General features: G+C 59.8%; 22 protein-coding genes and 1 tRNA gene. 15 read left to right on the top strand and 8 right to left on the bottom strand.

Annotated elements, in window-relative coordinates:
* Positions 1–15 precede the first annotated feature (15 nt).
* Entirely contained in the window at positions 16–2,391 is a 2,376-nt protein-coding gene (locus tag G5S37_RS28360; protein WP_206026189.1) for a ComEC/Rec2 family competence protein, read from the bottom strand.
* 24 nt (positions 2,392–2,415) lie between these two features.
* Positions 2,416–3,069 carry a hypothetical protein gene (locus G5S37_RS28355; protein ID WP_165209101.1) on the bottom strand — a complete coding sequence of 218 codons (654 nt, stop codon included), beginning with the start codon at positions 3,067–3,069 and terminating at the stop codon, positions 2,416–2,418.
* Between the two features lie 323 nt (positions 3,070–3,392).
* On the opposite strand from G5S37_RS28355, the gene G5S37_RS28350 reads away from it, so the two are divergent.
* The 5 genes from G5S37_RS28350 to G5S37_RS28330 all read left to right on the top strand — a co-directional run bounded on the left by G5S37_RS28350 (position 3,393) and on the right by G5S37_RS28330 (position 9,193).
* A tRNA-Gly gene (locus tag G5S37_RS28350) sits at positions 3,393–3,466 on the top strand.
* Positions 3,467–3,710: 244 nt separating this feature from the next.
* Positions 3,711–5,879 (top strand): thioredoxin domain-containing protein, encoded by a 2,169-nt coding sequence (locus tag G5S37_RS28345; RefSeq protein ID WP_165209098.1) that lies wholly within the window; start codon positions 3,711–3,713, stop codon positions 5,877–5,879.
* Positions 5,876–6,301, top strand: a complete 426-nt coding sequence (locus tag G5S37_RS28340; RefSeq protein WP_165209095.1) for a hypothetical protein — start codon at positions 5,876–5,878, stop codon at positions 6,299–6,301. Before G5S37_RS28345 ends, G5S37_RS28340 begins: the two co-directional genes overlap by 4 nt.
* A gap of 105 nt (positions 6,302–6,406) precedes the next feature.
* A complete protein-coding gene (locus tag G5S37_RS28335) occupies positions 6,407–7,819 on the top strand; it encodes an ATP-binding protein (protein WP_165209092.1) in 1,413 nt (470 codons plus the stop codon).
* A gap of 75 nt (positions 7,820–7,894) precedes the next feature.
* Entirely contained in the window at positions 7,895–9,193 is a 1,299-nt protein-coding gene (locus G5S37_RS28330; RefSeq protein WP_165209089.1) for a tetratricopeptide repeat protein, read from the top strand.
* Positions 9,194–9,352: 159 nt separating this feature from the next.
* Here the strand turns inward: G5S37_RS28330 and G5S37_RS28325 are convergent, their stop codons facing one another.
* Positions 9,353–10,609, bottom strand: coding sequence for a GNAT family N-acetyltransferase (locus tag G5S37_RS28325; RefSeq protein WP_165209086.1), 1,257 nt, complete (start codon positions 10,607–10,609; stop codon positions 9,353–9,355).
* Between the two features lie 151 nt (positions 10,610–10,760).
* On the opposite strand from G5S37_RS28325, the gene G5S37_RS28320 reads away from it, so the two are divergent.
* Complete coding sequence (locus G5S37_RS28320) at positions 10,761–11,939, top strand: SGNH/GDSL hydrolase family protein (RefSeq protein WP_165209083.1); 1,179 nt, start codon at positions 10,761–10,763, stop codon at positions 11,937–11,939.
* Between the two features lie 68 nt (positions 11,940–12,007).
* Here the strand turns inward: G5S37_RS28320 and G5S37_RS28315 are convergent, their stop codons facing one another.
* Together G5S37_RS28315 and G5S37_RS28310 are read right to left on the bottom strand one after the other, a co-directional pair.
* The gene (locus G5S37_RS28315) at positions 12,008–12,391 is read right to left on the bottom strand and encodes a RidA family protein (protein ID WP_165209080.1); all 384 of its coding nucleotides are present in this window, start codon (positions 12,389–12,391) and stop codon (positions 12,008–12,010) included.
* Positions 12,392–12,541: 150 nt separating this feature from the next.
* On the bottom strand, positions 12,542–14,047 hold the full coding sequence (locus G5S37_RS28310; RefSeq protein ID WP_165209077.1) for a M81 family metallopeptidase: 1,506 nt from the start codon (positions 14,045–14,047) through the stop codon (positions 12,542–12,544).
* Between the two features lie 231 nt (positions 14,048–14,278).
* On the opposite strand from G5S37_RS28310, the gene G5S37_RS28305 reads away from it, so the two are divergent.
* Positions 14,279–15,031 carry a hypothetical protein gene (locus G5S37_RS28305; protein WP_165209074.1) on the top strand — a complete coding sequence of 251 codons (753 nt, stop codon included), beginning with the start codon at positions 14,279–14,281 and terminating at the stop codon, positions 15,029–15,031.
* Positions 15,032–15,092: 61 nt separating this feature from the next.
* On the opposite strand, the gene G5S37_RS28300 is transcribed toward G5S37_RS28305, so the two are convergent.
* Positions 15,093–15,599, bottom strand: a complete 507-nt coding sequence (locus tag G5S37_RS28300) for a zinc-ribbon domain-containing protein (RefSeq protein ID WP_165209071.1) — start codon at positions 15,597–15,599, stop codon at positions 15,093–15,095.
* A 58-nt stretch (positions 15,600–15,657) separates the two neighbouring features.
* The gene (locus tag G5S37_RS28295; RefSeq protein ID WP_165209068.1) at positions 15,658–16,305 is read right to left on the bottom strand and encodes an RraA family protein; all 648 of its coding nucleotides are present in this window, start codon (positions 16,303–16,305) and stop codon (positions 15,658–15,660) included.
* Positions 16,306–16,420: 115 nt separating this feature from the next.
* Between G5S37_RS28295 and G5S37_RS28290 the strand changes: the two genes are divergently transcribed.
* The 5 genes from G5S37_RS28290 to G5S37_RS28270 all read left to right on the top strand — a co-directional run bounded on the left by G5S37_RS28290 (position 16,421) and on the right by G5S37_RS28270 (position 21,280).
* Positions 16,421–17,533 carry a D-TA family PLP-dependent enzyme gene (locus tag G5S37_RS28290; RefSeq protein ID WP_240914733.1) on the top strand — a complete coding sequence of 371 codons (1,113 nt, stop codon included), beginning with the start codon at positions 16,421–16,423 and terminating at the stop codon, positions 17,531–17,533.
* Positions 17,534–17,608: 75 nt separating this feature from the next.
* Positions 17,609–18,709 carry a membrane dipeptidase gene (locus tag G5S37_RS28285; protein WP_165209065.1) on the top strand — a complete coding sequence of 367 codons (1,101 nt, stop codon included), beginning with the start codon at positions 17,609–17,611 and terminating at the stop codon, positions 18,707–18,709.
* Positions 18,710–18,741: 32 nt separating this feature from the next.
* On the top strand, positions 18,742–19,530 hold the full coding sequence (locus G5S37_RS28280; RefSeq protein WP_165209062.1) for an SDR family oxidoreductase: 789 nt from the start codon (positions 18,742–18,744) through the stop codon (positions 19,528–19,530).
* Positions 19,531–19,563: 33 nt separating this feature from the next.
* Positions 19,564–20,541 carry an amidohydrolase family protein gene (locus G5S37_RS28275; protein WP_165209059.1) on the top strand — a complete coding sequence of 326 codons (978 nt, stop codon included), beginning with the start codon at positions 19,564–19,566 and terminating at the stop codon, positions 20,539–20,541.
* A complete protein-coding gene (locus G5S37_RS28270) occupies positions 20,522–21,280 on the top strand; it encodes an SDR family oxidoreductase (protein WP_165209056.1) in 759 nt (252 codons plus the stop codon). Before G5S37_RS28275 ends, G5S37_RS28270 begins: the two co-directional genes overlap by 20 nt.
* Here G5S37_RS28270 and G5S37_RS28265 read toward each other — a convergent pair.
* Positions 21,231–22,706 carry a sodium/solute symporter gene (locus tag G5S37_RS28265; RefSeq protein ID WP_165209053.1) on the bottom strand — a complete coding sequence of 492 codons (1,476 nt, stop codon included), beginning with the start codon at positions 22,704–22,706 and terminating at the stop codon, positions 21,231–21,233. The genes G5S37_RS28270 and G5S37_RS28265 overlap by 50 nt on opposite strands.
* Before the next feature lie 103 nt (positions 22,707–22,809).
* Between G5S37_RS28265 and G5S37_RS28260 the strand changes: the two genes are divergently transcribed.
* From G5S37_RS28260 to G5S37_RS28250, 3 genes are read left to right on the top strand one after another with little or no spacing between them, the layout of a single operon-like run.
* Positions 22,810–23,625 carry an aldolase/citrate lyase family protein gene (locus G5S37_RS28260; RefSeq protein ID WP_165209050.1) on the top strand — a complete coding sequence of 272 codons (816 nt, stop codon included), beginning with the start codon at positions 22,810–22,812 and terminating at the stop codon, positions 23,623–23,625.
* Positions 23,626–23,654: 29 nt separating this feature from the next.
* Positions 23,655–24,161: a hypothetical protein gene (locus G5S37_RS28255; RefSeq protein ID WP_240914732.1), complete on the top strand. Its 507-nt coding sequence runs from the start codon at positions 23,655–23,657 to the stop codon at positions 24,159–24,161.
* The gene (locus tag G5S37_RS28250; protein ID WP_165209047.1) at positions 24,158–24,715 is read left to right on the top strand and encodes a hypothetical protein; all 558 of its coding nucleotides are present in this window, start codon (positions 24,158–24,160) and stop codon (positions 24,713–24,715) included. Before G5S37_RS28255 ends, G5S37_RS28250 begins: the two co-directional genes overlap by 4 nt.
* Positions 24,716–24,718: the final 3 nt, after the last annotated feature.

Genomic DNA, 24,718 nt, shown 5'->3' with positions numbered 1-24,718 from the left:
CTGGCCGGCGTCGGATTATGGCTTCGCATTTTGATGAGGTATGATGGAAAATGATGGATGGTCGTGGAAGGGGAGAACGTCGATGCGATCCGGCCAGAAATGCAGGGTGGTGGCGCCGGTGAGTTCCTGATCCAGGATGCGGATGCCCCGTGCGGCGCAGTCGGCGAGGGTTTGCGGAGAGAGCTTTTGTTCCGCCGGAAAGGTATCGCTCGAGGTGATGATGAGTTGTGGCCGCACCGCATCCAGGAATTCCGGCAGGAGGGAGAAGTCGGTGGCGTGCTGGTTGCGGATGATGACCGTGCAGCAGAGGTCTTCCGGCCGGTGGAGTTCCAGGATCTTCTTTTCGGCGAGGAACCCCGCATCGTTGCACCACAGGATGCGATGCGGACCAAGGTCGATGCGCAGGACGAGCGTGCGGTCATCCGCTCGGCGAGCCCAGATGTCGTTCGTGGGGTAGAGGACCAATGCCCGTGCGCGCTCGCTGCCCGCATAGCTTCCGAGGTCAAGGGTAACGCCATACGTGAGCGGTTTGCCTTGAAGACCGGCCTTGCGAAGCTGGCGCATCGAAGTGAGTCCGGAATCCCAGCGCCAGGGCTCACGCGCAGGCAGGAGGACGGACGGCGATCCAAAATCCTGCTGCACATGCAATGCTGCGCCGACGTGCCCGAAGTCACCGTGACTCAGGACGAGTCCATCGAGACGGTTCAGCCCCAGGTGTTGGAGACAGGGGCGCAGCACGAAGGCATAATCGCCTTCACCACCGCAGTCGAGCAGCCAGTCTTTGCCGCCCGTTCGCAAGTGCTGGGCCGCCGCGCCTCCTTGGAGTCGCAAGACATGCATCTGTGCGGGAGGCTGCGATTCGAGAGAGGCGTCTGGGAGGTAGAGGTTGCCACCGGGCACGCTGGCGAAGAGCTGCGCGGACTGCAGCGTGCACCACGCGAAGGCAAGATTGGCATTGCTCAGCAGTGCTTGCAGCCAGACCAGGTGGAGCGTCCCAGCCAGCAGTGTTAGAATAGCCGTACCGAGCACCGCAAAGGACAGCGGCACCAGCAGCATGTTTGCCGCAATGGAGATCGGTGTGACGAGATGGAAGTGGTGGAAGATCAACGGCAGGCTTCCAATCCAGGCGGCTGCCGAAACCGTGATGAGTCCCGCGACCTGACCGCGTGCCCACCACAGGAGTTTTTGTTTTCCGGAGAGCAGGGGTTTTGGCAGAAATGGATCCGGCTCGACCCACGGACGGAAGGGTTTCGAAAACCAGTTGGCGAAGAGGCCGATGCTTGCCAGCACCCCGAAGGAAAGCTGAAAGCCCGGCGCGAAGATCTGATTGGTATCAAACACCAGCAACAGCACCGCGGCGCCACCGAGGATGTTGAGGAGATCCCCGTTGCGATTGAGCATGATGCCAGCGAACAGCACGGCCATCATCACCGTGGCGCGTACGGCGGAAGGTTTGAGTCCGGTTAGAAAGGCATAGCCAAACAACGCGCTGATCAAAAGCACCAGCAGCACCACGCGGTTCCGGCAGAACGGTCGCAGCAACGCGAGGAGGATGCCACCGACGATGACCACATGAAGCCCACTGACCGCAAAGACATGCAGCGTGCCGCTTTCACGGAAGGGAACCTGCAGCTCTCTCGCCTCCGGCTCCATGGATCCAAGCGCCATGGCCAAGATGATCGCACGCTCTTTTGGGCGATCTTGCAGATCGATTGCCAGCACGTCTGTCACCCAGGCACGGCATCGCTCTGCTGCGGCGACCAGTTGGGCGCTGATGGGGAAGCGTTCCTCACGCACAAGCGTGATCTCCGTGGCTCGCAATTGGGCCGTGAGTCCTAGCCGCAAATCATAAGCACGTCTGTTGAATTCCCCCGGATTGTCCGGCAAGGACGGCAGACTCATCCTGCCCGTGATGCGGTAACGTCCTGGCTTCAGCGAAGTATTGCCGCTGCTCCCCGTGAGCAGGCGCAGCGGCGTGGGTCCAGCAAACGCTTTTCCCAGTGGCGCAGAGGTGATGTGGTCCGCAATGAACAGCGCCTCCCACGGCTGGGCACCGGGCAGATCACTTCGCAGAGGGCGTTGCACCTCGCCTTCAGCCTGCACATCCATCGTCACCCCAGGAGCATCGAGGATGGCGCGCAGTGGATGATCACGGGTCGCTTGGAGACTGGTGTGATGCCACGCGGCAAAGGTCACCAGCGCGAGCAGCAGTACCCAGCGCAGATTTCCGGTACGGTTTACCAGCGCGGCAGAAGCGGCGCCGGCCACCGGCAGCAGCCAGAACCAGGCTCCGAACGCGGGCAGCATGTCGGTGAGGCAGATGCCCGCCACCGCCGCGAGGGCAATCAATGCCAGCGGCCGAGCCCGGAACTTCTGCCACCTGCCCTCCATGCTGCCGCCCACGAGAGATCGAGATCAGGCCTGGCCCTGGGAGCTTTGCTTGGCACGCTGGGCCTGCAGTTCCTTGAACTGCAATTGCTCCAGTTCGTTGATCTTGTGCTTCGCGTTCGCGGCATGGCGTGTGCCAGGGAAGTTGCCCACCACTTGTTCAAGGATGTCCTTTGCCTCATCGAGGTGGTGCTCGTGCATGTGGATGTCCACGATGCGGAACATGAGGAAAGCCGCGTTGTCTTCTGCCCACTCGTGGGATTCCAGGTGGGCCTGCAGGTAGGTGAGAGCGCGGTTGGGATCCTTGAACTTCTCCGCGTAGATCTTCGCGATTTCAGAAACGGGGAAGGGATCCCCGGGTTTCTCGGCAATCACTTTCTTGTATTCATCGATCGCTCCGTCGTAGTCCCCGGACGCCATGCGGGCGACAGCGCGCATGCTGCCGTCGGCTTTCACTTCCTCACCTGAGGAGTACATGGCTGTGCCCACCGCATCGCCCAGCTTCGGCAGGATCACCATCACGAAAAAAACGCCGCCACAAATGGCAAGCACGATGACCGAGATCAGCGGCATGATGGGATTCGCCTCCCATGCTTCGCTGCCCCAGTTTCCCGCGACCCAGAGGACGGCGAGGATGAAGAACCCGATAAGACAGATTTGAGTGATTAGTCGTGAGTTCATAATCGGTGGGATCTGTGAGGTGATGCCGTGTAAAAACTAACAAAATGTGACGAGCGTTGGAAGCCATAAATGAGAATGCAGGTGTGCGGCGGATGTTGAGACGAAATGTTGCAAACCCTCCCTTCAGCCCAGGCGGCTGAAGCGCCCAAATTCCTGCTTGCAAAGCGATTCTGAAGTGATTGAATCTCAGGCCGGGAAGATTCGCTTTTCAAAAATTTTTGCTGAGGCGAATCTTCAGGGCTTACCGCCTTATCTACGGTGATTGAGATGGTTCCATGAAACATCTTGAGCCCGTTAGTTTTGAAGGTAAGTTCTTATTTAGCGCGGGCATAGCATAGTGGTAATGCTCCAGCCTTCCAAGCTGGTCAGACGGGTTCGATTCCCGTTGCCCGCTCCACCTCCACCTCCACCTCCACCGCTCGACACGAAGCGCGCAGGAGCAATCCGAGCCCGAGGGATCGAGGGGCCTCATCACGGTGCATGCCTCGCCGGGCCAGAAACAGCGCCTTCACCGCCGAATGCGATGGGCTTGACCTGCTCCTCAATGGCGTTGTCGGACCGGTGTCTGGTTTCGGCATGACCTTACCCGGAGGCCAGCGTGCGCACGATTGCATTGGCCGGGGCATGCCCTACCTTTCGCCATGCCCGAAGTTCAGGAAAAGAAGCATACCAACGCGCTCGCGCAGGAGACCTCGCCCTACCTGCTGCAGCATGCGCACAACCCGGTGGACTGGCTGCCGTGGGGTGAAGTGGCGTTTGAGCGTGCTCGCAAGGAGCAGAAACCCATCTTTCTGAGCATCGGATACTCCACGTGCCACTGGTGCCACGTGATGGAGCGCGAGTCTTTTGAGAGCGAAGAGGTCGCCGCAGTGCTGAATGAACAGTTCGTTTGCGTGAAAGTGGATCGCGAGGAGAGGCCGGATGTGGACCTCACCTACATGACCTATGCCCAGGCGGTGAATGGCGGAGGTGGCTGGCCTCTGAGCGTGTGGCTTACGCCCGAGCTGAAGCCGTTTTTTGCCGGTACCTATTTCCCGCCGGAGGATCGCGGCGGACGCATGGGCTTCAAGTCTCTCTGCCTGAAGATCGTCGAGGTGTGGAAGGACGAGCGCGAAGGTGTGCTGGAACGCAGCGCTGCCTCCATGCAGAAGCTGCAGGAACATCTGGACGATGAGCAACGCCATCACGAGGCCGCGTATGAAGAGGTGACGCGCAAGGTGTACGATGATATTGCGGGCTCCTTCGATTACCACGAGGGCGGCTTCAGCGGCGCGCCCAAGTTCCCGCGTCCTTCAACCCTGCTGGTTCTTTGGAGGCTGAAGGCGTATCTCGATTCCAAGAAGGAAGAGAGTGATGCCAGCTGGTCCGCGGCGATGGCCAAGACCACGCTCATGCACATGGCCAAGGGCGGCATGCACGACCAGCTCGGCGGCGGCTTCCACCGCTACAGTGTCGATGGCTACTGGCACATCCCGCACTACGAGAAGATGCTCTACGATCAGGGCCAGCTTCTCACTGCGTACCTCGAAGGTTACCAGCATCTCGACGTGGGATACTTCGCGGAAGTGGCGAAGGACATCATTGGCTACTGCAACCGTGACCTGCGGCATCCCGATGGCGGCTACTACTCCGCTGAAGATGCGGACAGCTACATCGACGACACCCGCACGGAGAAGCGCGAAGGCTTCTTCTACGTATGGAAGGCGGCCGAGATCGACGATCTGCTTGGCAAGGAGGAAGGGAGTATCTTCCGCTATGCCTTTGGTGCACGCCGGGATGGCAATGCGCGTCCCGAGAGTGATCCCCACGGTGAACTCACGGGCACGAACACGCTCTTCCGCGCCTATACCGTGAAGAAGACGGCGGAGTTCTTCAAGCTGGAGCCCGAGAAGGTGGAAGATATCATCACCCGCGGCATCAAGGTGCTGCTGGAAGCGCGAGGCAAACGCCAGCATCCGCATCTCGATGACAAGGTGCTCACGGCCTGGAATGGGCTCATGATCTCCGGCCTCGCCAAGGCGGCGAATGTGCTGGGGGACAAGGCACACCTGGAGTCCGCGAAGAAGTGCGCGCAGTTCATCTTCGACAAGCTTTCCAACAACGGCCGCGAACTGCGACGGAGCTGGCGTGAGGGAGCCTCCACGGTGCCGGCCTTCGCGCCCGACTACGCCATGCTGATCCAGGCCCTGCTGGATCTCTATGAAGCCAGCTTTGAAATCAAATGGCTGAAGTGGGCAGCGACGTTGCAGGATGAGTTTGATGCGAAGTGTGGCGACCCGGAGAAGGGGGGCTACTTCAGCGTGAGCAAGAGCATTCCGAACTCCGTGCTCCAGGTGAAGGAGGACTACGACAGTGCTGAACCTTCACCCAACAGCGTGGCGGCGCTCAACCTGCTGCGCCTGGGCAAGATGCTTGCAGATGATACCTACCGTGCGAAGGCGGAGAAGATCCTGAAATTGTTTGGCCACAGTCTGTCAAAGTCGCCCTTCAGCGTGCCGGTCATGGTATGCGCGCTGGATTTCATGCAGCATGGTGAAATGGAAATTGTGCTCGCGGGATCGCCGGGTGAGGCAGGATTTGATTCACTGGCCGCAGAGGTGCGCAAGCGCTACCTGCCGCATGCGGTGATCCTGCACGCGGACGGCGGCGAGGGTCAGCAGTTCCTCTCCATGAAGAATGAAGCGCTCGGTGCGATGAAGCCGGTGGGTGGCAAGGCTGCGGTATATGTCTGTCGCAATCGTGCCTGCCAGGCGCCGGTCACCACGGTGGAGGCACTGGCGAAAGTGCTGGAGCCCACGCCGGCTGCATGAGCGAGACACAGCCACCGCCCCTGGCGCCACAGACACCTCCGCTCAGGCGGTGGAAGTGGCGCTGCTTTGTGCTTACGGTGCTCTACGCGGGCGCACTGATGTTCTTCGGCTACATTTCCTTCAGCTTCACGCTTCGGTATGAAAAGGTCTTTGAGGAGATGTTGGGAGATCGCACGAAGCTGCCCACCTATACGCTGATGGCAATCAACGGTTCGCGGCTCATGCAAAACAACGTGGTGTGGCTCGCCCTGCTGTTGGTGCTGCTCGTGCCTATCCTTTTGTGGGTGTTTCGAGGGAACAGAGTGATGTCTGGCATCGTATTGGCGCTCATCGCGCTGATGGTCGCCTGGTCGATGGCTGCGATTCCGGCGCTGACACTCCCGGTTCTGGAAATTGTGGAATCGATCAATCGAAACGCCTGAACCTGGCTGGTAGGTTGCCTTGGGGGTTGTGGCTGTCCGCAGGGGCGCGGTAGCATGGCACGATTTCCACTTGCCAAACGTCGCGGGTTCTCGTGCAGTTGACCCATGTCTTCCCCCCTGGACTCCCTGAAACTTGCGCTGGAGCATTCGCCTGAGAATGTCCCCCTCCTGCTGCTCTATGCCAAGACATGCATGGAAGAGTTGCAGCTTGCTGACGCGCGCGAGACCTTTCTCAAGGTCGTGCGCCTGGAGCCGGCCAATGCAGAGGCGCGCCTCGGAGTAGCCAGCGTCGTGCATCTGGAAGGCAGGGGCTCGGAGGCTGCCGTGCGCGCGGAGCAGCTCATCGAGGAGCAACCCCAATACGCTCCGGCCTACCTCTTCCTCAGCCGCATCCTCGCGGGTGAGGGCGAGCTCGGCCGTGCCAAGATACTTTACGCCAAGGCACTCGAACTCGACCGCACGTTGGCAGATGTCTCCCTGGAAAAGGAACTCGCGGAAAGCCGTTCCAATCCTGGTAGTGAACCTCGAGGCCCACGCAAGGTAGGAGTGACTGCCGGTGGAGACTATCTGGAAGGTATCGGGTCTGGCGATGATGATGACAGCGCCGATGGCCATTCTCGTGGAGGCGCTGCGTTTGACCTTGGTCTCGCGGACTTTGAGAAGCCGAAGCTGAAGTTTGAGGACGTGGGTGGCATGGATGCGGTGAAGGAGGAGATCCGCATGAAGATCATCTACCCGCTGCAGCATGCGGAGCTCTTCAAGGCCTATGACAAGAAGGTTGGCGGTGGTGTGCTCTTGTACGGTCCGCCCGGATGCGGAAAGACGCTGTTGAGCAAGGCCACGGCCGGCGAGATCAAGGCGAACTTCATCGCGCTAGGCCTTCACCAGATCCTCGACATGTGGATTGGGAACTCCGAGAAGAACATGCATGAGGTCTTCGAACTCGCGCGCAAGAACGCTCCCTGTGTGCTCTTCTTCGATGAAGTGGATGCCCTGGCCGCAGACCGGCGCGATCTGCGCCAGAGTGCCGGGCGCAATCTCATCAATCAATTCCTGAGCGAGATGGACGGTGCTGATTCACAGAACGAAGGCGTGCTCATCCTCGGCGCCACGAATGCACCGTGGCACATCGATCCCGCCTTCCGCCGTCCCGGCCGCTTTGACCGCACGTTGTTTGTGCCGCCACCGGATGAACCGGCGCGCGCCTCCATCATCGACGTGATGGCGAAGAAGAAACCCATCGGCGAACTGGATCCCAAGGCGCTCGCGAAGAAAACGGAAGGCTTCAGCGGTGCAGATCTGAAGGCCGTTTTCGATCTGGCTACCGAGCAGGTGCTCAATGACGCCATGAAGACAGGCAAGGTGATTCCGCTCACCACCAAGGATCTCCTCAAGGCCACCTCACGTCACAAGCCCACGACTCGTGCCTGGTTTGAAAGCGCGAAGAACTACGCGCTCTATGCGAACCAGGGTGGCTTCTATGATGATGTGCTGAAGCACCTGGGGCTGCTGAAGTAAGAAAGCAGCATTTCCGGATTGAGTGGAATCGATGGTGCAAGTGTCCCATCGCCTGCTATCAACCCCTTTTCCCTGATGACCCCCGGCACCGACAGCCATCCTTCCGCGCAGGCCTGCTTTGAGCGTGGCCAGTTGTTGCGCAGGCAGCAGCGCCATGAAGATGCTGCGCGGATGTTTCAGCAGGCACTCCAGGCGGATCCCAATCACGCGCCCAGCTATGCCATGCTCGCGCTCTGCTGGATGCGTGAGGAAGGAAAGAAGGCGCAGACCGTGGAGGCCGCCCGCCGTGCCGTGGCGCTCGAACCGGAGAACTCCTTCATGCGCGGTGTGCTGGCCCTTGCGATTGCGAACAGTGCCAAGGACGGCCAGGACCACATACTCCAGCAGGCACGCCTTGAGGCTACCGAGGCGGTGAAACTGGATCCGGACGATGACTTTGCCCACACGGTGGAGTCGCAGATCTATCTGCGTCTGCACAAGTATCCCGAAGCGGAGGCTGCCGCGCGCCGCGCTCTCGCTCTCGATACCGAGAACACCATGGCGACGGAGGTGCTTTCTGCGGCGCTGCTCATGCAGCACAAGGATGCGGACAACGAACATCTGGTCCGCTACCAGCTGGAGAACAACCCGGAGGATGACAGCAGCCACACCAGCGCGGGCTGGCGGGCACTCATGCAGGGAAACCACCGTGAGGCGAACAAGCATTTCCTGGAGGCGCTCCGGCTGAATGCGATGAACGAGGGGGCACGTCTCGGCCTCGTGGAGTCCTACCGGGCTCGCTCGTGGGTGTATGGCGGCTTTCTGCGCTTTGCCCACGCCATGAACCGTTTCACGAAGGGCACGCAAACCGCCATCATGATTGGCGGGTATCTGGCCTACCGGGCTCTGTACAGCACGTTGAAAGGTGTGTCTCCCGGCCTGGCATCGGCAGTCGTGGCCCTGTGGCTGACCCTGGTGTTCTGGTCACATCTGGCGCGTGGGTTTGGCTCCTTCTTCATGCTTTTTGATGGCTTTGCCCGGCGCGCCCTGAAGCCACTGGAGAAGTGGGAGGGGATTGCAGTCGGGGGCGCCACGCTGGCGGCGTTGCTGTGCCTGCTGGCGACCTTTGCGTTTCCTGAAGAAGGTTTGAATGTGGTCGCACTGAGCTTGTTTGCCAGCGCCGTTGTTTCAGCAGCTGCATTCACCAATGACCATCACGTGGGCAAGTACGTCTATGCCGGCGCCGCAGGCATTGCCGGGCTGGGGGCACTGCTCACCTTGGTTCAGCTCTTCGTGCCCTTTGCGATTCCCGGGCAGGGGGAGGTCTTTCTTCTCTCAATGATCCTCGCTGTCGCGGTGACCTGGCTGCGCCCCTTCCGCGTGCTGTACGCGTAGGCGCACCGTTGCAACGCATCCACAGCGGATCGGAGGTTGGGCCTTCGGGCCTGACAGTGGGCGTTGGGTCTTCCGACCCGACAGCAGAAGTGAATCGAAGAAGTGTCGGGTCGGAAGACCCAACATCCCTGTCAGGCCCGAAGGCCTAACCTCCTGCATTCACGCGCCTCCACTCGGGCGGTGCACGTGCTGGATGGTCACTTGATTCGCTTCAATCAACTCATCAGGTGTCAGTATCGGGCGCTCTACGCGCGGCTTCGATTGCGTCGCCAGTGCCTTGGCCATCTTCGTGGATTCCTGCAGCGCACCCTTGAGGCGATCGGTGGTGTTCTTCAAGCGGAGGCCCAGCAGCACCGTGAGGTTGTAGAGCATCTGAATCGCGATCTCCGGATGCGCCTTCATGGAGCGGCGGATGAAGTCCTGCGTGATCACCAGTACCTCCATGTCCGTGATCGCCTGCACCGTTGCCGTACGCGGCGTGTGTGCCACCAGGGAGATTTCTCCAAAGACTTCACCGGTGCCCGCGGAACTCAGGAAGGCTTTGGAACCATCAGGTGTTTCAATGGTGAACCGCGCCATACCGGAGAGCATCAGGAACATTTCATGCCCGGCCTCGCCTTCGCGCAGCAGGATGTCTCCCGCCTTCACGGTCATCACGGCGCCTTCGGAAATCAAGCGCTGGATCTGCTCTGGTATCAACCCATGCAGCAGCGTGGTGGTCGGAGCCTCAAGCGCTTCCGCCCATTGTTTGAGGAACTCTTCGGGCTCCAGGAACTGCATTTGAATGCACTCCCGCATGCCGGGGAAGGTACGGCTGAACCATTCCGCATTCTGTGTGCCCGGCTTGAACTGCCGGCAGGTGCGCAGGAAGGGAGAGCGCACGGCATTCAGGTGATTCGCATCATCCACCACCAGGAGCATGGGAGCCATGTAGCCCTGTTCTTCCACCAGGAAATTGTCCTTGTAGCGGATGAAGCCGAGGCGCTCGTACACATTGATGAGCCGCGGGCGGCAATAGCAGAAGCTGAAGCGCAGGCCCTTCTTCCACACATCTTCATACACGCGCAACAACAGGCGGATGAGCACCGTCGTGCCGCGATACTCCGGCAGCACCACAAGACGGTACGTGAAGCCGAACTCCTCATCTGGAAACTCGGCAAACTTGTCCAGCGTATACTTGGCACGCGTCTTCGCGTCGAGACGGCCCGCGCCAAAGTGCTGGCGGCACGTGGCCACCATCTTCTCACCGTCCATCACGTAGTAGATGGTCTCGGTCTCGTCTTCCGCGTCATGAAGACGCTTGTTTGCGTCATCGACGTCCTCAGGCCTCCAGCCCAACTCCTCCACATACGCCTGATAGCGCAGGTGGTAGACCTCTTCCTTCTCCTCAGGCGTGGTGGCGATGCGGATTTCCATGGATGTTGACTTGTATGTACGACGGTACTTGGGAGTGACAGCAAAAGGAAGGGAACAAACCATCGTGGAGTACCGCCGGAATGCAACCCGCACCGCAAATCAGGCGAACCTGCTGCAAGCCAAACGGTCATGCTCCCGTAACGTGAAGCGCATGAACCGACGCCACTTCTTCTCCGCTACTCTCGCTGCCTCCACCGCTCTCCCGCTCGCTGCCCAAGCCCAGACGGCCACCAAGCCTGTGCCGAAGGCGGGAACGCCGGATGCCACCAAGCTGGATCCGAACATGGCCCTGCAGAAGAAGGAGGAAATCCCGCTCAAATGGCACAATCCGGAAACCTGGGGTGTGGAGGGGCGCTGCTGGCCCGATGAGGAACGCAAGCGCTACTACGACCGCCTCCCCGGCAGCGCCGAGGGCAAGGTGACGCCCGCGGTCTGGAGCCTGAGCCGGAACAGCGCTGGCATGCTTGTGCGGTTCAAGAGTGACGCCACCACCATCCACGTGCGCTACAAGCTGATGTCACCTGCGCTGGCCATGCCACATATGCCTGCCACGGGCGTGAGCGGCGTGGACCTGTACGCGCGGGATGCGAAGGGCAAATGGCGTTGGGTGAATGTGTCCCGCCCGGCCGCGCAGGAGTTCTCCGCCATGCTCATCAATGGCGTGCCAAAGGAACCCCGCGAGTGGATGCTCTACCTGCCGCTCTACAATGGAATCGATAAGCTGGAAATCGGAGTGAATGAAGGCGCATCCTTCGAGGGTATCGCTCCGGCGCAGAAGGGCATGATTGTCTTCTACGGCACCTCCATCACCCACGGGGCCTGCGCCTCGCGTCCCGGCATGTGTCACCCGGCGATCCTGGGACGCCGCTTCGAGATGCCCGTGCTGAACCTCGGCTTCTCCGGCAATGGGAAGATGGATGCTGCGGTGGGGGACTTCCTCGTGCGGCTCGACCCTGCGGTGTACGTGATCGACTGCCTGCCGAACATGGATGCGAAACTCGTGACCGAGCGGACCATCCCGCTGGTGAAACAGCTTCGCGCCAAGCGTCCAGAGACGCCCATCGTGCTCGTGGAGGACCGGCGTAATACCAATGCCTGGATCCAGCCTTCACGCTATGAGCACCACACGGCGAATCACGCTGCGTTGAAGAAGGCCTTTGCCACCCTGAAAGAAGAAGGCGTGAAGAAGCTCTTCTACGTGGAAGGCGACAATCTCCTGGGCGATGACGGCGATGGAGCCACCGATGGCTCGCACCCGAACGACCTTGGCTTCGTCCGTCAGGCGGATGTTATGGAGCCGATCATCCGCGAGGCGCTGGCGGCGAGGTAGGCATCTTGTCTTGGAGTGAGAAAGTCAGGGGACAGGATGAGCCTGCCCCCGCTTTCTACGACAGGTAACTATTTCCGCACCACGGCCACTGCTTCAATTTCATACCGCAAGCTCGGTGGCAGGCAGTTGGTGATGGTGGTGCGTGTTGGATAGGGCTCCGTGAAATACTCGCGGTACAGTTTGTTGTACTCCACCACGTCGGAGGCATCGCGCACGTAGTTCCGAGTCTGGATCACATCAGCAAGACTACAGCCGGCGGCTTCTAGCACCTTTTTGAGATTCTCCACCGAACGACGGAACTCGCCTTCAAACGTATCGCTCACGATTTGCCCTGAGGCATCTACGGACGCCTGGCCGGAGACGAACACAAAGTCTCCCGCGCGAATCACGGGGCTGAAAGGCAGGTGAGAAGTGGGCGTGTCGGGCAATGTGGGGTAGGTGACTTCAGTCATGATGAGAAGGAGAGTGATTGCGTGTGAGTGAGGGTTTGAACATACGCACGCCAGCCCATCGATCACGCAGTCTTGACCGCGTCTCCTCCCAGCCTTCTCTCGATTTCGCCTCCTTTGCTGCTCCGCTGCTTTGCGTTTCCTGAACGTCTTTCATTTCTCCTGCTCACTCAGCGGCCAGATAGGCCGGCGAATCTTCACATAGGGCAGCTTTCGCACGTCGCTGCGGCAGGGACCGGGTGTATCCACCCATATCATCTTTGAGGCGATGGGGTCATAGGCTCTCCGGTGAGCGACGGCTGCCTTCGCACCGATGATGCCTTGCGTTTCCGGTTGGATGCCCTGACTGCGCCACTGGGCGAGGTCGAAGGGCGGTGTCTTCACGGAGGACAAGAGAATGGTCACTCCGGCATGTTTCACCACGGCGCACGGGCCCATGTGAAAGGTCGTGCCGCACATGCTGGCGAGATGGCTCTGGCGATCCTCAAGGTGGAAGGTGCCATCGCTTCGCGAGACCAGTGTCACTTCGAGATGAAGCGGTCCCTCATCCAGACGGCTGCCCTTGCCGCCGACGTCCAGCGTCGTTGTGGCGCCTATCGGCACGTCTTGCAGTGCTGATACGGATGCGGGATCAGCAATGGCCACCGCGGCATGCGTTGCGCCGTGACGAATCAATGAACGCAACAGTCCGGTGCCGTCTCCGGGGGCGCCTCCGCCGATGTTGTCTGCCGGTTCCACCAGCACCACGGGTCCACGGGGCAGCGTGGGGTGTTCGTCGACCAGCGCCTTCACGATTTCATCCACCAGTGCCTCCGTCTTGTCTCCTGCGCGGCGGAGTTCCCAGGCAGCATGACAGAGCTGCCGAAGGGCTGCGTTGGCCTCGAATTCATCGCCCGTGGTCGAGATGGAAAAGCTTACGCCTGTGTCATGGGTGTCCCCAAAGGCGAAGCCCGCGATCACATTCACTGCGAGGAAGGACGAGTGCTCCAGCTCTAACCGGCGCGCCATGGCCTCTAGATCGCGCATCGGTGAATCTGCCGTGCCCGTGCCCGTGGGCGGCCACACGATGCCTGCATGCCGCCAGTACATGCGCGGAGAGGATTCCGTTTGTAGCGTGCCGTGAAGCAACTCCGCCGCGAGAATGGCCATGGCCTCGCCATCTGTGTGTGGGTTTTCGCGATAACCTACAAGGCAGCTCGCTTGCTTCGCCATGCGCTCGGAGAAGTGCGCGTGCAGGTCATACACGCCAAAGATGGGCAGCGTGGCTCCTCCATCCAGATGGCGGATGCGTTCCAGAATCTCGCCTTCCACGTCATCATAGGAAGGTGTGGTCATCGCGCCATGGAGCACAAGATAAACGGCATCCACCTTGCCATCGCGCAGGGCATCGGACGCGCCCTCCACGAGGAAGTCGCGCCACCACACATCCAGGACCTCATCCGCCACCATCCCGCCCGGCTGCGCCCGCATATCGACCGTGGGCAGAATCTCCCATCCATAAAGCGCCGCGGCTTCCAGGAAGCCTCCCAAGGGAGAGCCATCTCCCTTGCACGCCAGCATCTCCGCACCTCGTAGGACTGCAAAGTCCTTCAACTCCGTGCGCTCATCCACGAAGGTATGAGTCTCATGGAAGATTCCGGCGAGGAGGATGCGAGGCATACAGAGATAACGCTGGTCAGGGGGTGCCCGTTCCCCTAAAAAAGTTTCATGCGTCTGTCTTTTCGTGTCCCGCTGGGTATGGCGATATTCTTCCTGCTGGTCATGCTCGGGGATGCAAGTGCGTGCTTGTGGCTCCGGGGCACGACCATTGATGGACAAGACCTTACGACAAAGGAGGATCTGACCCCTGAAGATCTTCAGGGGAGTCTAACTCTCTCGTCCAAAGGACGCATGCTGAACATCCTCAAACGGTTCCCAGATTCGACTGACCCCATCGATAGGGAAAGCAATGCTGCCGTCGAAGTGCTGATGGACGGCGATGCCCCAAGAGCGGTCGCCATGCTGGAGGCACTGGAGGAAAAACACCCCAACCGTTACTACACGGCGGCAAATTTGGGCACAGCCTACGAACTCTCCGGCAATGATGAGAAAGCCCTGCAGTGGATTCTGGAGGGCATTCGTCGCAATCCGGACTCCCACATGAAAACGGAGTGGCTGCACGCCCGCATTCTGGAGACCAAAATCAAACTGAAGTCTGACCCCGATTGGCTGAAGAGTCACACCATCACGGAAGCGGACTTTTCACGCCTCCGCGATTTGAACTACAAACTGCAAACAAGGCAGCGCCCTGTGGATGCCACGGATCTTCATCGCTCCCTGTGGATTCAGCTCTCTGCCAGAATGCTTTTTGTGAAGCCCAAGGATCCCATCGTGGCCCAACTTCTGAAGGAACTGGCCCTAGTGGAAGCGCAAACGGCATTTTTGGAAAATGCCACTTCTTATCTGCACATGGCACAAGAATATGGCGCGCCCTCCGAAGAGATCGCGCCCATGAAACGCGAGTGGTCGCGCATTATCTGGTGGTCAGCTGCAAGCCGAACGACGATCTCTGTTTTGCAGACTGTGGCCCTGTTGGCTGTAGTCCTCGCGATGCTTTGGGGAGTGTTCCTGCTGTTGCGCAGATCTGTGCGGCATGGGCACTGAGCATCGGGATCTGCTTGCGAAACACCTCGCCCATGGCGAGCCGGCTCACGGTACGGAGGATTCAGCCTTTGGGCTTCACCAGGAAACTCATGTCCCAGGCTTTGTTTTCGGCCGCTTGCGGCTGGGAAAGCGCGCCCCTGCACTCCAGGCAGTGCTCCATGGACGGATGGTAAGACAGGGCACACCTGGGGCACTTGCGCACGGCATCTCCCAATGCCAGACCAACAAGACGCTTGATTTGATGGTCCGGCACACGCCAGTCGGTCAGTAGTTTCTGGATGTGCTCGACAGATTTCTCACTTAGCCAGGTGCCTATAAGTTGGCGGGTCTGGGCAAGTTGCTCGTCCGTCATGCCGCGTAGGACGGCACCATCAAACAGGTTGCCGCATCCATGACAGGTGATGATCGACTGGACAATCCCTTGAGAATAAAGGGGAATGAAACAGAAGTGGAACATGTCGTGCACATCAATCCGGTGATACTCATGTTCCGCGATGCAGGTGTAGCACCAAAAGCGCCCGCTCGGCCCATTTTTATGAACATAGGTGTTGCCGACGCAGACAAGCATGAGCAATCAAATCATAATGAAGAGGGCTTGTCCATGGCCGGCGACGTGATGCCATGCGTCACAAAATTCCATGCTTGCGGAACACTTCGCCCATGGGCACGCCGCTTGCCAGGTCAGCGCGGGCGATGTTTTCACCGCTGACTTTCTCCAGGGCCAGCTTCACGGTTTCCTCCGCCACTTCACCGGGGATGATGACCACGCCATCTTCGTCGCCGAGGATGTAATCACCGACCTTCGTGGTGACTCCTCCGATAGTGATGGGTTCGCCGATTTCGATGATATCCGCGCGGCCTTTGCTATCCGCAGGGTGGTATCCGATGCCAAAGATGGGGAAGTCGAGTTCCTTGATCTTCCACATGTCCCGCGTGCAAGCCGTCATCACCACGCCGCCCACCCCTTTGTACAAGCAGGCGGTGGTGAGGAGTTCACCCCAAAAGCCACAGGTGCGGTCATCACCAGCATCCACCACGAGGACATCTCCCTTCGCCATGCCGTCCACGGCGGCGATTTCCAGCTTGTACGGCTCGGCAGGAATGGCCAGGACTGTCACCGCGCGGGCGGGAAAGACCCTGCCGCAGATCTTCTGTGTGGGGGTGAGCGGACGGATGTGCGGGGCGAGGGTCTGGAAACGCAGACCGAGACCATCCAGCACGTCGGCGACTACGGCGGAATACAAACCAGAGAGTGAGGCAAGAATATCGGACATGAGAGTGTAGGAGTGATTCCCAACGCAACAAGGATGCCGCATCTGCCATGCTTCTTTGCGCTTTTTGTTGCGCCTTTCCTCCCTTCAAGCTTCGCTCAGGCACATTTGCATTTCCATGACTCCTCCCTGGTACGAGATTTCGAACATCAGTGACATCCCCACTCCCTCCCTGGCGGTATGGCCCCACCGCATCGAGGAAAACCTGCGCCGCATGGTGAAGATGGTAGATGATTCCCCCGCCCGTCTCCGGCCTCACATGAAGACGCACAAGATGCCGGAGGTCATCAAGCTGCATCTCGTGCATGGCATCACCAAGTTCAAATGTGCCACCATCGCCGAGGCGGAAATGACAGCTGCCGAGGGTGCGGACGAAGTATTGCTGGCCTATCCACCCGTGGGGCCAAACATCGCCCGGCTGCTGCGCCTGGTGAAGAAGTACCCGCACACGAAGTTCGCCGCGACCACGGACAGCGAATTCGCCGCGCGTGCCTTGTCTGAAGCTTGTGACAATGCCGGCATCACCCTTGAGGTGTATCTCGATCTGGACTGCGGCATGCATCGCACCGGCATCGCTCCCGATGATGCAGCTTTTGAACTCTACCGCCTGCTCACCAAGCTGCCAGGTCTGAAGGCGGCGGGCATCCATGCGTACGATGGCCATATCCACGATCCCGATCTCGCGGCACGCAAGGCAGCGGTCGAGAATGCCTTCACCAGCGTGGAGGCATTCCGCGAGCGACTGCTCTCCGTGGGACTACCCGTGCCGAACTACATCGCCAGCGGCACACCCACCTTTGGCATTCATGCCGTGCGTGGCTCGTACGAATGCAGCCCCGGCACATGTGTGCTCTGGGACTGGGGATATGGCACGAAGCACCCCGATCTCGACTTCCTGCACGCGGCGCTGGTGCTGACACGTGTAATCAGCAAGCCTTCCTCGGGTCGCCTCACGGTGGATCTGGGACACAAGGCCATTGCCGCGGAGAATCCGCATCCGCGCGTGCATTTCCTGAATCTGCCGGATGCGAAAGCGGTGATGCACAGCGAGGAGCACCTCGTGCTGGAGACGTCGCGTGCGGATGAGTTCTCCATCGGCGACGTGCTTTACGGCGTCCCGTGGCACATCTGTCCCACCGTGGCGCTGCACTCCTATGCCAATGTGGTGCGCGATGGCCATGTCGACGACGCCTGGCGCGTGGCGGGCCGGGAGCGTGTGCTGTCTGTCTAAGGCAGAGCCTAATGATGCACTCCCGATATTGAATCATCAAGAGTGAATACGTAATCACCGGCAGTATTTCCCTTCATGTCCCAGTCTCAGCCCTTCATTCTCGACGCCCACCTGGACCTCTCCATGAACGCCCTGGAGTGGAACCGCGACTTCACCCGCCCTGTCACCGAGATCCGCGAGCGTGAACAGGGACAGACCGACCGAAAAGATCGAGGCAATGGTGTCGTGAGTTTTCCGGACATGCGGCGCGGGCGTATCGGCATCTGCGTGGCCACGCAGATCGCGCGCTACGTGAAGCCCTCGAATCGCCAGTTCCCGGGGTGGCACTCGCCTGCGCAGGCGTGGGCCATGACCCAGGCCCAGCTCGCGTGGTACCGCGCCATGGAGGAGGCTGGGGAGATGCGTCAGATCCGCACGGCCGCGCAGCTGGAAGAAGTGCTGGAGCTCTGGACCGGGCGTGACGCTCCGGAGAATACGGAGAAGCTCCCTATCGGCTACGTACTCACGCTGGAAGGTGCAGACTCGATGATCACGCTGCAGCATCTGGAGCGCTCCTACAATGACGGCCTGCGCATTGTGGGTCCTGCGCACTACGGCCCTGGTACTTATGCGCCTGGCACGGAGTGGGACGGACCGCTCACCGCCAGAGGTCGCGAACTCGTGCAGGAAATGGATCGCCTGCACATGATCATGGATACCACGCACCTCACGGACCCCGCGTTCTGGGAGGCGGTGGAACTCTTCCAGGGCCCCATCTGGGCCAGCCACCAGAACTGCCGCGCGCTGGTGAATCATCAGCGCCAGTTTTCGGACGAGCAACTCAAGTGTGTGATTGAGCGCGGTGGTGTCATCGGTGCCGCCCTGGATGCTTGGATGATGGTGCCGGGCTGGGTGAAGTTCACCACGAAGCCTCAGGATACCGGAGTGAGCCTCAAGCACATGGTGGATCACATCGATCACGTATGCCAGCTCGCGGGCAATTCCTTGCATGCCGGTATTGGCACGGACCTCGACGGCGGGTTTGGCAAGGAACAGGCACCGCTCGATCTGGAGACCATCGCGGATCTGCAGAAGGTACCTGCCTTGCTGGCCGACCGTGGTTACAAGTCCGAGGATATCGACAACATCATGCACGGAAACTTCCTGCGGTTCCTGAGGAAGAATTTGCCGAAGTAAGCGCGCCAGTTCGCCCACCACTCCACGTCACCATGCCGACCGGAAAGAATCCCTTTGACCTCTCTGGGAAGAACATCTGGGTCTTCGGCGGCGCGGGATACCTGGGACGCGCGGTGGTGCGTTTGCTCGCAGAGATGAAGGCACGCGTGCTGTGCGTGGATATGGAACAGCGCGCGCAGCAATTCGTGACGGAGGAGAACCTCAGCTCTGTCGTACTCACTGCTTCTCTGGATGTGGGTGATGTCACCGCCACGTTGAAGTTTGTCGCTGAGCACGTCGCTACCTATGGAGTACCCGATGGTCTTGCTGTGCTCACCTATGCCTCCACCGCGAAGCGCATGGAGGACCTCGGCATCGAAGATTTCGATAGAGTGAACCATGGCAATCTCACCGCCACCTTCGCCCTGTGCCGCGCGGTTGGTGAGCACATGGTGAATCACGCCGGCGGTAGCATGGTACTTTTCTCCAGCATGTACGGCAGTGTCTCGACGGATCCACGCATCTACGAGACACCGATGAATCCCAACCCCATCGAGTACGGCGTGGGCAAGGCGGGCATCCAGCAGATGGCTCGCTACCTTGCCGTGCACTGGGGCAGGCAGGCAGTGCGCTGCAACAGCATCTCGCCTGGACCGTTTCCCAATCCCCTCATTCAGCAAGGCCAGCCCGAATTCGTCGAGCGGCTCGCCGCCAAGGTGCCACTGGGGCGCGTGGGTCAGGCTGATGAAATTGCCGGATCCGTCGCGTTTCTCCTCAGTGACGCTTCCTCCTACATCACCGGACAAAACCTCGCGGTGGACGGTGGGTGGACGTCCTGGTGATTCGTTTCCTAATTCGCTTCACGCTCTTCCATCATGATCATCGACTGCCACAACCACATTGGAGCAGACATGCTCTTCTACCTGCACGGTGACTTCCCCTATGCACAGCAGATGGTGGACATGCTGCAGGAAGGCGAATCACTGGGCGTGACGCATTGGATTGCGTTCCCCTTCGTCTCGTATGCGGCGATGGATGTCACCGGCTTTCGTGAAGGGTCGGTGCGCTTCGGATCCGGCACGTCGCTGGAGGAGGTGCCTTATGCGTTCGAAAACCGGCGTCTGCTGGACGAGTGCCAGCGGCTCTTCCCCGAAGAGGGCAAGAAGGTGCTGCCCTTTGTGATGGTGGATCCCATGCGCGATACCGGCGTGCAGGCTCGCGAGCTGGAGAAGTTGCGCGAAGAGTACCGCTTCCACGGCATCAAGATTCAGAGCACCATCATCCAGTCTGACATCAAACGTCTCGCGCACGAAGGCAGCATCTTCCTGGATCTTGCCCGTCAGTGGGACATCCCGTTCCTCATCCACAGCAGTGTGGCAGAGAGCGACCTCTGGGCGCAGGCGCATGACATCATTGATATCGCCGAGGCGAACCCGGACATCCGCTTCTGCGCCGCGCACTCCTGCCGCTATGACAAGGAATGCCTCGACCGCATCCAGGCACTGCCGAATGCGTGGTTCGATTGCTCGGCGCATTGCATCCACTGCAAAGGCGTCGTGGATGGCCTCCCTTATGTGGCGCCGAAGGAACGGCGCTTCGATACGGACTACACCGATCCTGCCCGTGTGATCGCCGATCTTGCCGCCGCCTATCCGAGCAAGTTCCTCTGGGGCAGCGACTCACCGTTCTACAGCTACGCGGCTGAAATCAACAATGAGGTGGTGAAGCTCATCAGCACCTATGAAGCGGAGGTCACCGCTTTGAAGAAGTGTGGAGAAGAAGTGGTGCAGCGGGTTGCCGATGTGAATACCCGCGCTTACCTGAAGCTTGCAGATGAAAGCATTCTCGCTTGAAGGGCGCTCCGCGCTGGTGACCGGATCATCGCAAGGCATTGGACTTGCGGCAGGTCTTGTGTTGAAGGAAGCGGGCGCACGTGTGGTGTTTCACGGGCTGGATGCCAAGCCCGCTGAAGTGCCCGAAGACAGCCGCTATGTGCAGAGTGACTTGCTCGCGGACGATGCCAGCGAATCTCTCATCTCCCAGGCCTTCGCCGCCGAGCCCGGTCTCGATATCCTGGTGTGCAATGCCGGCAGCTTCTTTGACCTGCCAGTGCTGGAAATGACACGCGAGCGCTGGGACCGCACCATGAATCTCAATGTGCGCGCCTCATTCTTCCTGGCTCAGGCCTTTGCCAAGCAGCTGGTGACAGAGAGGCGCCCTGGCTGCATTGTCATCACCGCCAGCACGAATGGCTTCCAGGCGGAGGCAGATTCCTGTGCCTATGATTCCAGCAAGGGCGCATTGGTGATGCTCACGCGCTCACTGGCTGTCTCGCTCGCGCCCCATGGCATTCGTGTGAATGGCATTGCTCCAGGTCTCATTCGCACGCCTCTTACCAGTGTGTGGATGGAGCCGCAGTCCGCTGATCTACTCGTTCACTACGAGAAAAAAATTCTGCTGGGACGGGTGGGCACACCGGAGGATTGCTCCGGCGCTGTCGTCTTTTTTTGCTCGGATGCCGCTAGCTACATCACCGGGGAGATCATGGTGATCGATGGTGGACTGACGGTAACTCAGATCGGCCGGAAGTAAGCAGGCCGAATACCATCGTGATGATGGTGCCAATCATCGTGTGCCAGAGGAAGTTCACGTGTTGTGCCGCGAAGAGATTGATGCCCAGAAGCGCCACGAATCCCACCACGCATCCAATGATGGCGCCGCGCGTATCCGCCTTCTTCGTGAAGATTCCCAGGAGAAACAGCCCCACCATCGGTCCGCCGACCAGCGCGATGATGGTATTCACCGATTGCACCAGATTGCTCTTCATCGTGGAGATGAAGAAGGCCAGCGCGGTCACCAGCACTCCAAAGAAGAGGGTATACCACCGTGATTTGGCGAGCAGCGACTTCTCAGTGAGGAAATCGGGTTTGCTCAGGGTCTGGTAGAAGTCGCAAAGCGTTGCTGATGTCAACGAATTGATGCCTGCGGAGACGGTGGACATGCTGGCGGCAAAGATGGCCGCGATGAGCACGCCCGCCAATCCCGCCGGGAGCTGCGTCACTACGAAGAAGGGCAGGATCTGATCTTCCTTTTGGATGAGGCCATTCGTGAGCGGGTCGCCTTGTACCTTGTAGAAGGCATAGAGCACCAGTCCGGTGCCGTAGAACAGAACCAACACGGGAAGCATCATCCATAGCTTGATCCATAGCGAGCGTTGCGCATCACGCAGGCTGCCTGCGGTGAGGTAGCGCTGCACGGATACCTGGTCGGTCGCCATTTGCACAAGACTGAGAAAAGCTCCCCCGATGATCGTGGCCCAGAAGGTCGCATGCACACTCGGGTCGAAGGAGAAGCTGATGTTCAACTTGCCATCTGCTCCCGCCGTCTCCCACACACCCGCAAAGCCACCTGGTATTTTCGAGGTCGCCAGAAGAACGATGAGCAATTGCCCGCCGAAGAGGACGGCAAGTTGCATGACATCCGTCCAGATGACTGCCTTCATCCCGCCGAACACCGTATACACGGTGGTGAGCATGCCGGTGCACAGAATGGTGAACCACAGCGGCAGCCCTGTGACTTTCTCTAGAGCGAGTGCGGGTGCATAGGTCGCAGCCGCCAGCCAGAGGGATACCCGCAGGATAAACAAGCCAGACGCAAGCAGCCTCACTGGAAGCGAAAATCGATCCTGGAAGAAATGGTACGCGGTGAAGTACCGGCTGTTATAAAAGTAGGGCAGGAGAAAGATGGCGGTGAATGGCGTGGCGATGAAAAACGACAGCATCACCAGTGAGAAGGCGATGCCATTTTTATACACCTCCGCAGGTCCGGCGATGTAGCTCACCCCTGAGAACAACGCGGCGAGAATGGTCATGGCGACCACAAAGCGGTTCACCTTTTGCCCCGCAAGGAAGTAGTCCTTCATGGTGGACTGTCCTCGTGCGGAGAAGAGGCCGATGGCCACGGAGGTCAGGAGATAGGCGCCGAAGATGGTGTAATCCAGCCAGGAAAAATTCGCCATCTTGGGCATACGCAACTGTTGTCGGGACCTTGCGCACTAAAGGAAAATCATTTGTCCGCTTTCCCATTGCACCGGCGGCGATGCCTCGCAGAGTCGCGACATCATGTTCCGTCGCTCCCTGCTCCTCGCCAAGATCCGCTCCGGCGGTGTCGCCCGGGTTTGCTCCACAGGCAATTTCATCCCCTTCTACCCGCATCTTGCAAAACATGCAGCCTTCGATGCCGTGTGGGTATGCGCCGAGCATCGCGCCTGGGATCCGCGGCAGATTGAAGCCATGATCCTGCAGACCCGTGTGGCGGATATCGATTGTGTGTGGCGCCCGCCCACACAGGAACGGGCCCAGCTTTCCCGCCTTCTCGAAGACGGGGCTACGGCCCTGATGATTCCGATGGTGAATACCGCCGAGCAGGCGAAGCGGCTGGTGCAGGCCACGAAGTATCCGCCACTGGGAGATCGCGGTCTGGATGGCGCAGGCGTGGATGCGGAGTTTTGGGTGAATCGTGATCCGGACTACATTCACAAGGCCAACACCGAGACCGCGCTCATCGTCCAGATCGAATCTCCCGAGGCGCTGGAGAATATTGATGAGATTGCTGCCGTGCCCGGTGTCGATATTGTCTTCATGGGGCCTGGCGATCTCTCTCTGCGTCTCGGCTGCCAGCCTTCCATCCAGGACCCCGTACTGCGTCCCGCAGTTGAACGCATGGCCGCAGCCTGCCGGAAGCACGGCAAGCCCTGGGGCTTCCCCGTGGGCACGGCGGAGGATGCGCGCATCGCCGTGGAGCTGGGGTGCCAGTTCCTGAACTACGGCAGCGACTTCGCCTCCGTGCTCAGCTACATCGGCCAGTGTGGCCGGGATTTGGATGCATTGCTGGGCACAGGAAATGGTGTGACTGGCACCGCGGTAGTCATCCCGTAAGGTTGCGCGGCGTTCGTCGTATATCCCTCATGCCAGCCACCGAATCCGCGCTGCCCTACACCGATACCAAGCCGGTAGGCGCCGCGGATTTCTACTTCGCCATCAATGCCACCTTCCAGTTCGTGCTGCGCAAGCTGGGCATGGAAGGCCTGAAGCGCTATTGGACGGAACTGGGAACACACTATCATGCGCCGGTGACAGCCCAGTGGAAGGAGGGCGGTGCGAAAGCCATTGCCAGATACTGGCGTGACTTCTTCAACGCCGAACCGGGAGCGTCGGTGGAGGTGAGTGAGCTTGCAGATGAAGTGCGTCTTGAGGTGAAGGTATGTCCTCTCATCAAGCACCTGCGTGACAACGGCCGCGCCATGCTACCCTGCCTGTGCCAGCACTGCTACTATATCAGTGAGGCCATGGCTGCACCGGCCGGATACACGGTGCGTGTGTCCGGTGGCAATGGAAGCTGCACCCAACGATTCCTGAAACGTGAAGCAGGCGTGCCTCCGCAAAACCTGGAGGACATCGCCGAAGCCGTATGATTGGCGCCTACGACTTCTGCGGGCACTACGAGTGGACCTTTGGCTGGCTGGAGAAGGAAGGCGGCCACACTCTGGTGCGTGAGTATTGGGAGGAGGCGATAGCGAAGGACTCCCAGCAGCATGCCTCGGCCACCATCATCGCGGGTGGCTTCGAGGGCATGAAAAAATACTGGCACCATACGCTGGATGAAGAGGCGGCTGGCTATGCCATGACCGCGTGTCACGATGTCTTCCGCATCGACATGCATGCGTGTCCCTCAAAAGGTTTCCTCATGCGAAATGGACTCATCCAATATCACGACTACTGCGACCACTGCATGGGCTGGATAGGCCCGGTGATGCGGGAGGCCGGCTTCGTGGTGGATCATGAGCACAATCATCGCGGCCAGTGCTGGTGGGAAATGCGTCGCGTGGAGGACAAGACCCCTCCCAGCCACCCCGGCGAGCTCAGCGGATCCAGCGATGTGCGTCTGCGTCACGGCTGGCAAGAGGGCAATTCCCGCCATGACATTTATGAACGTGCCACGGACCCTGATGAAAAGCGTGTGGAGTAGCAG

It is taken from the genome of Roseimicrobium sp. ORNL1, assembly GCF_011044495.1.
Taxonomy (GTDB): Bacteria; Verrucomicrobiota; Verrucomicrobiia; order Verrucomicrobiales; family Verrucomicrobiaceae; genus Roseimicrobium.
Note: the sequence above shows the minus strand (reverse complement) of the source record. Positions and strands in the feature narration are given on the sequence as shown.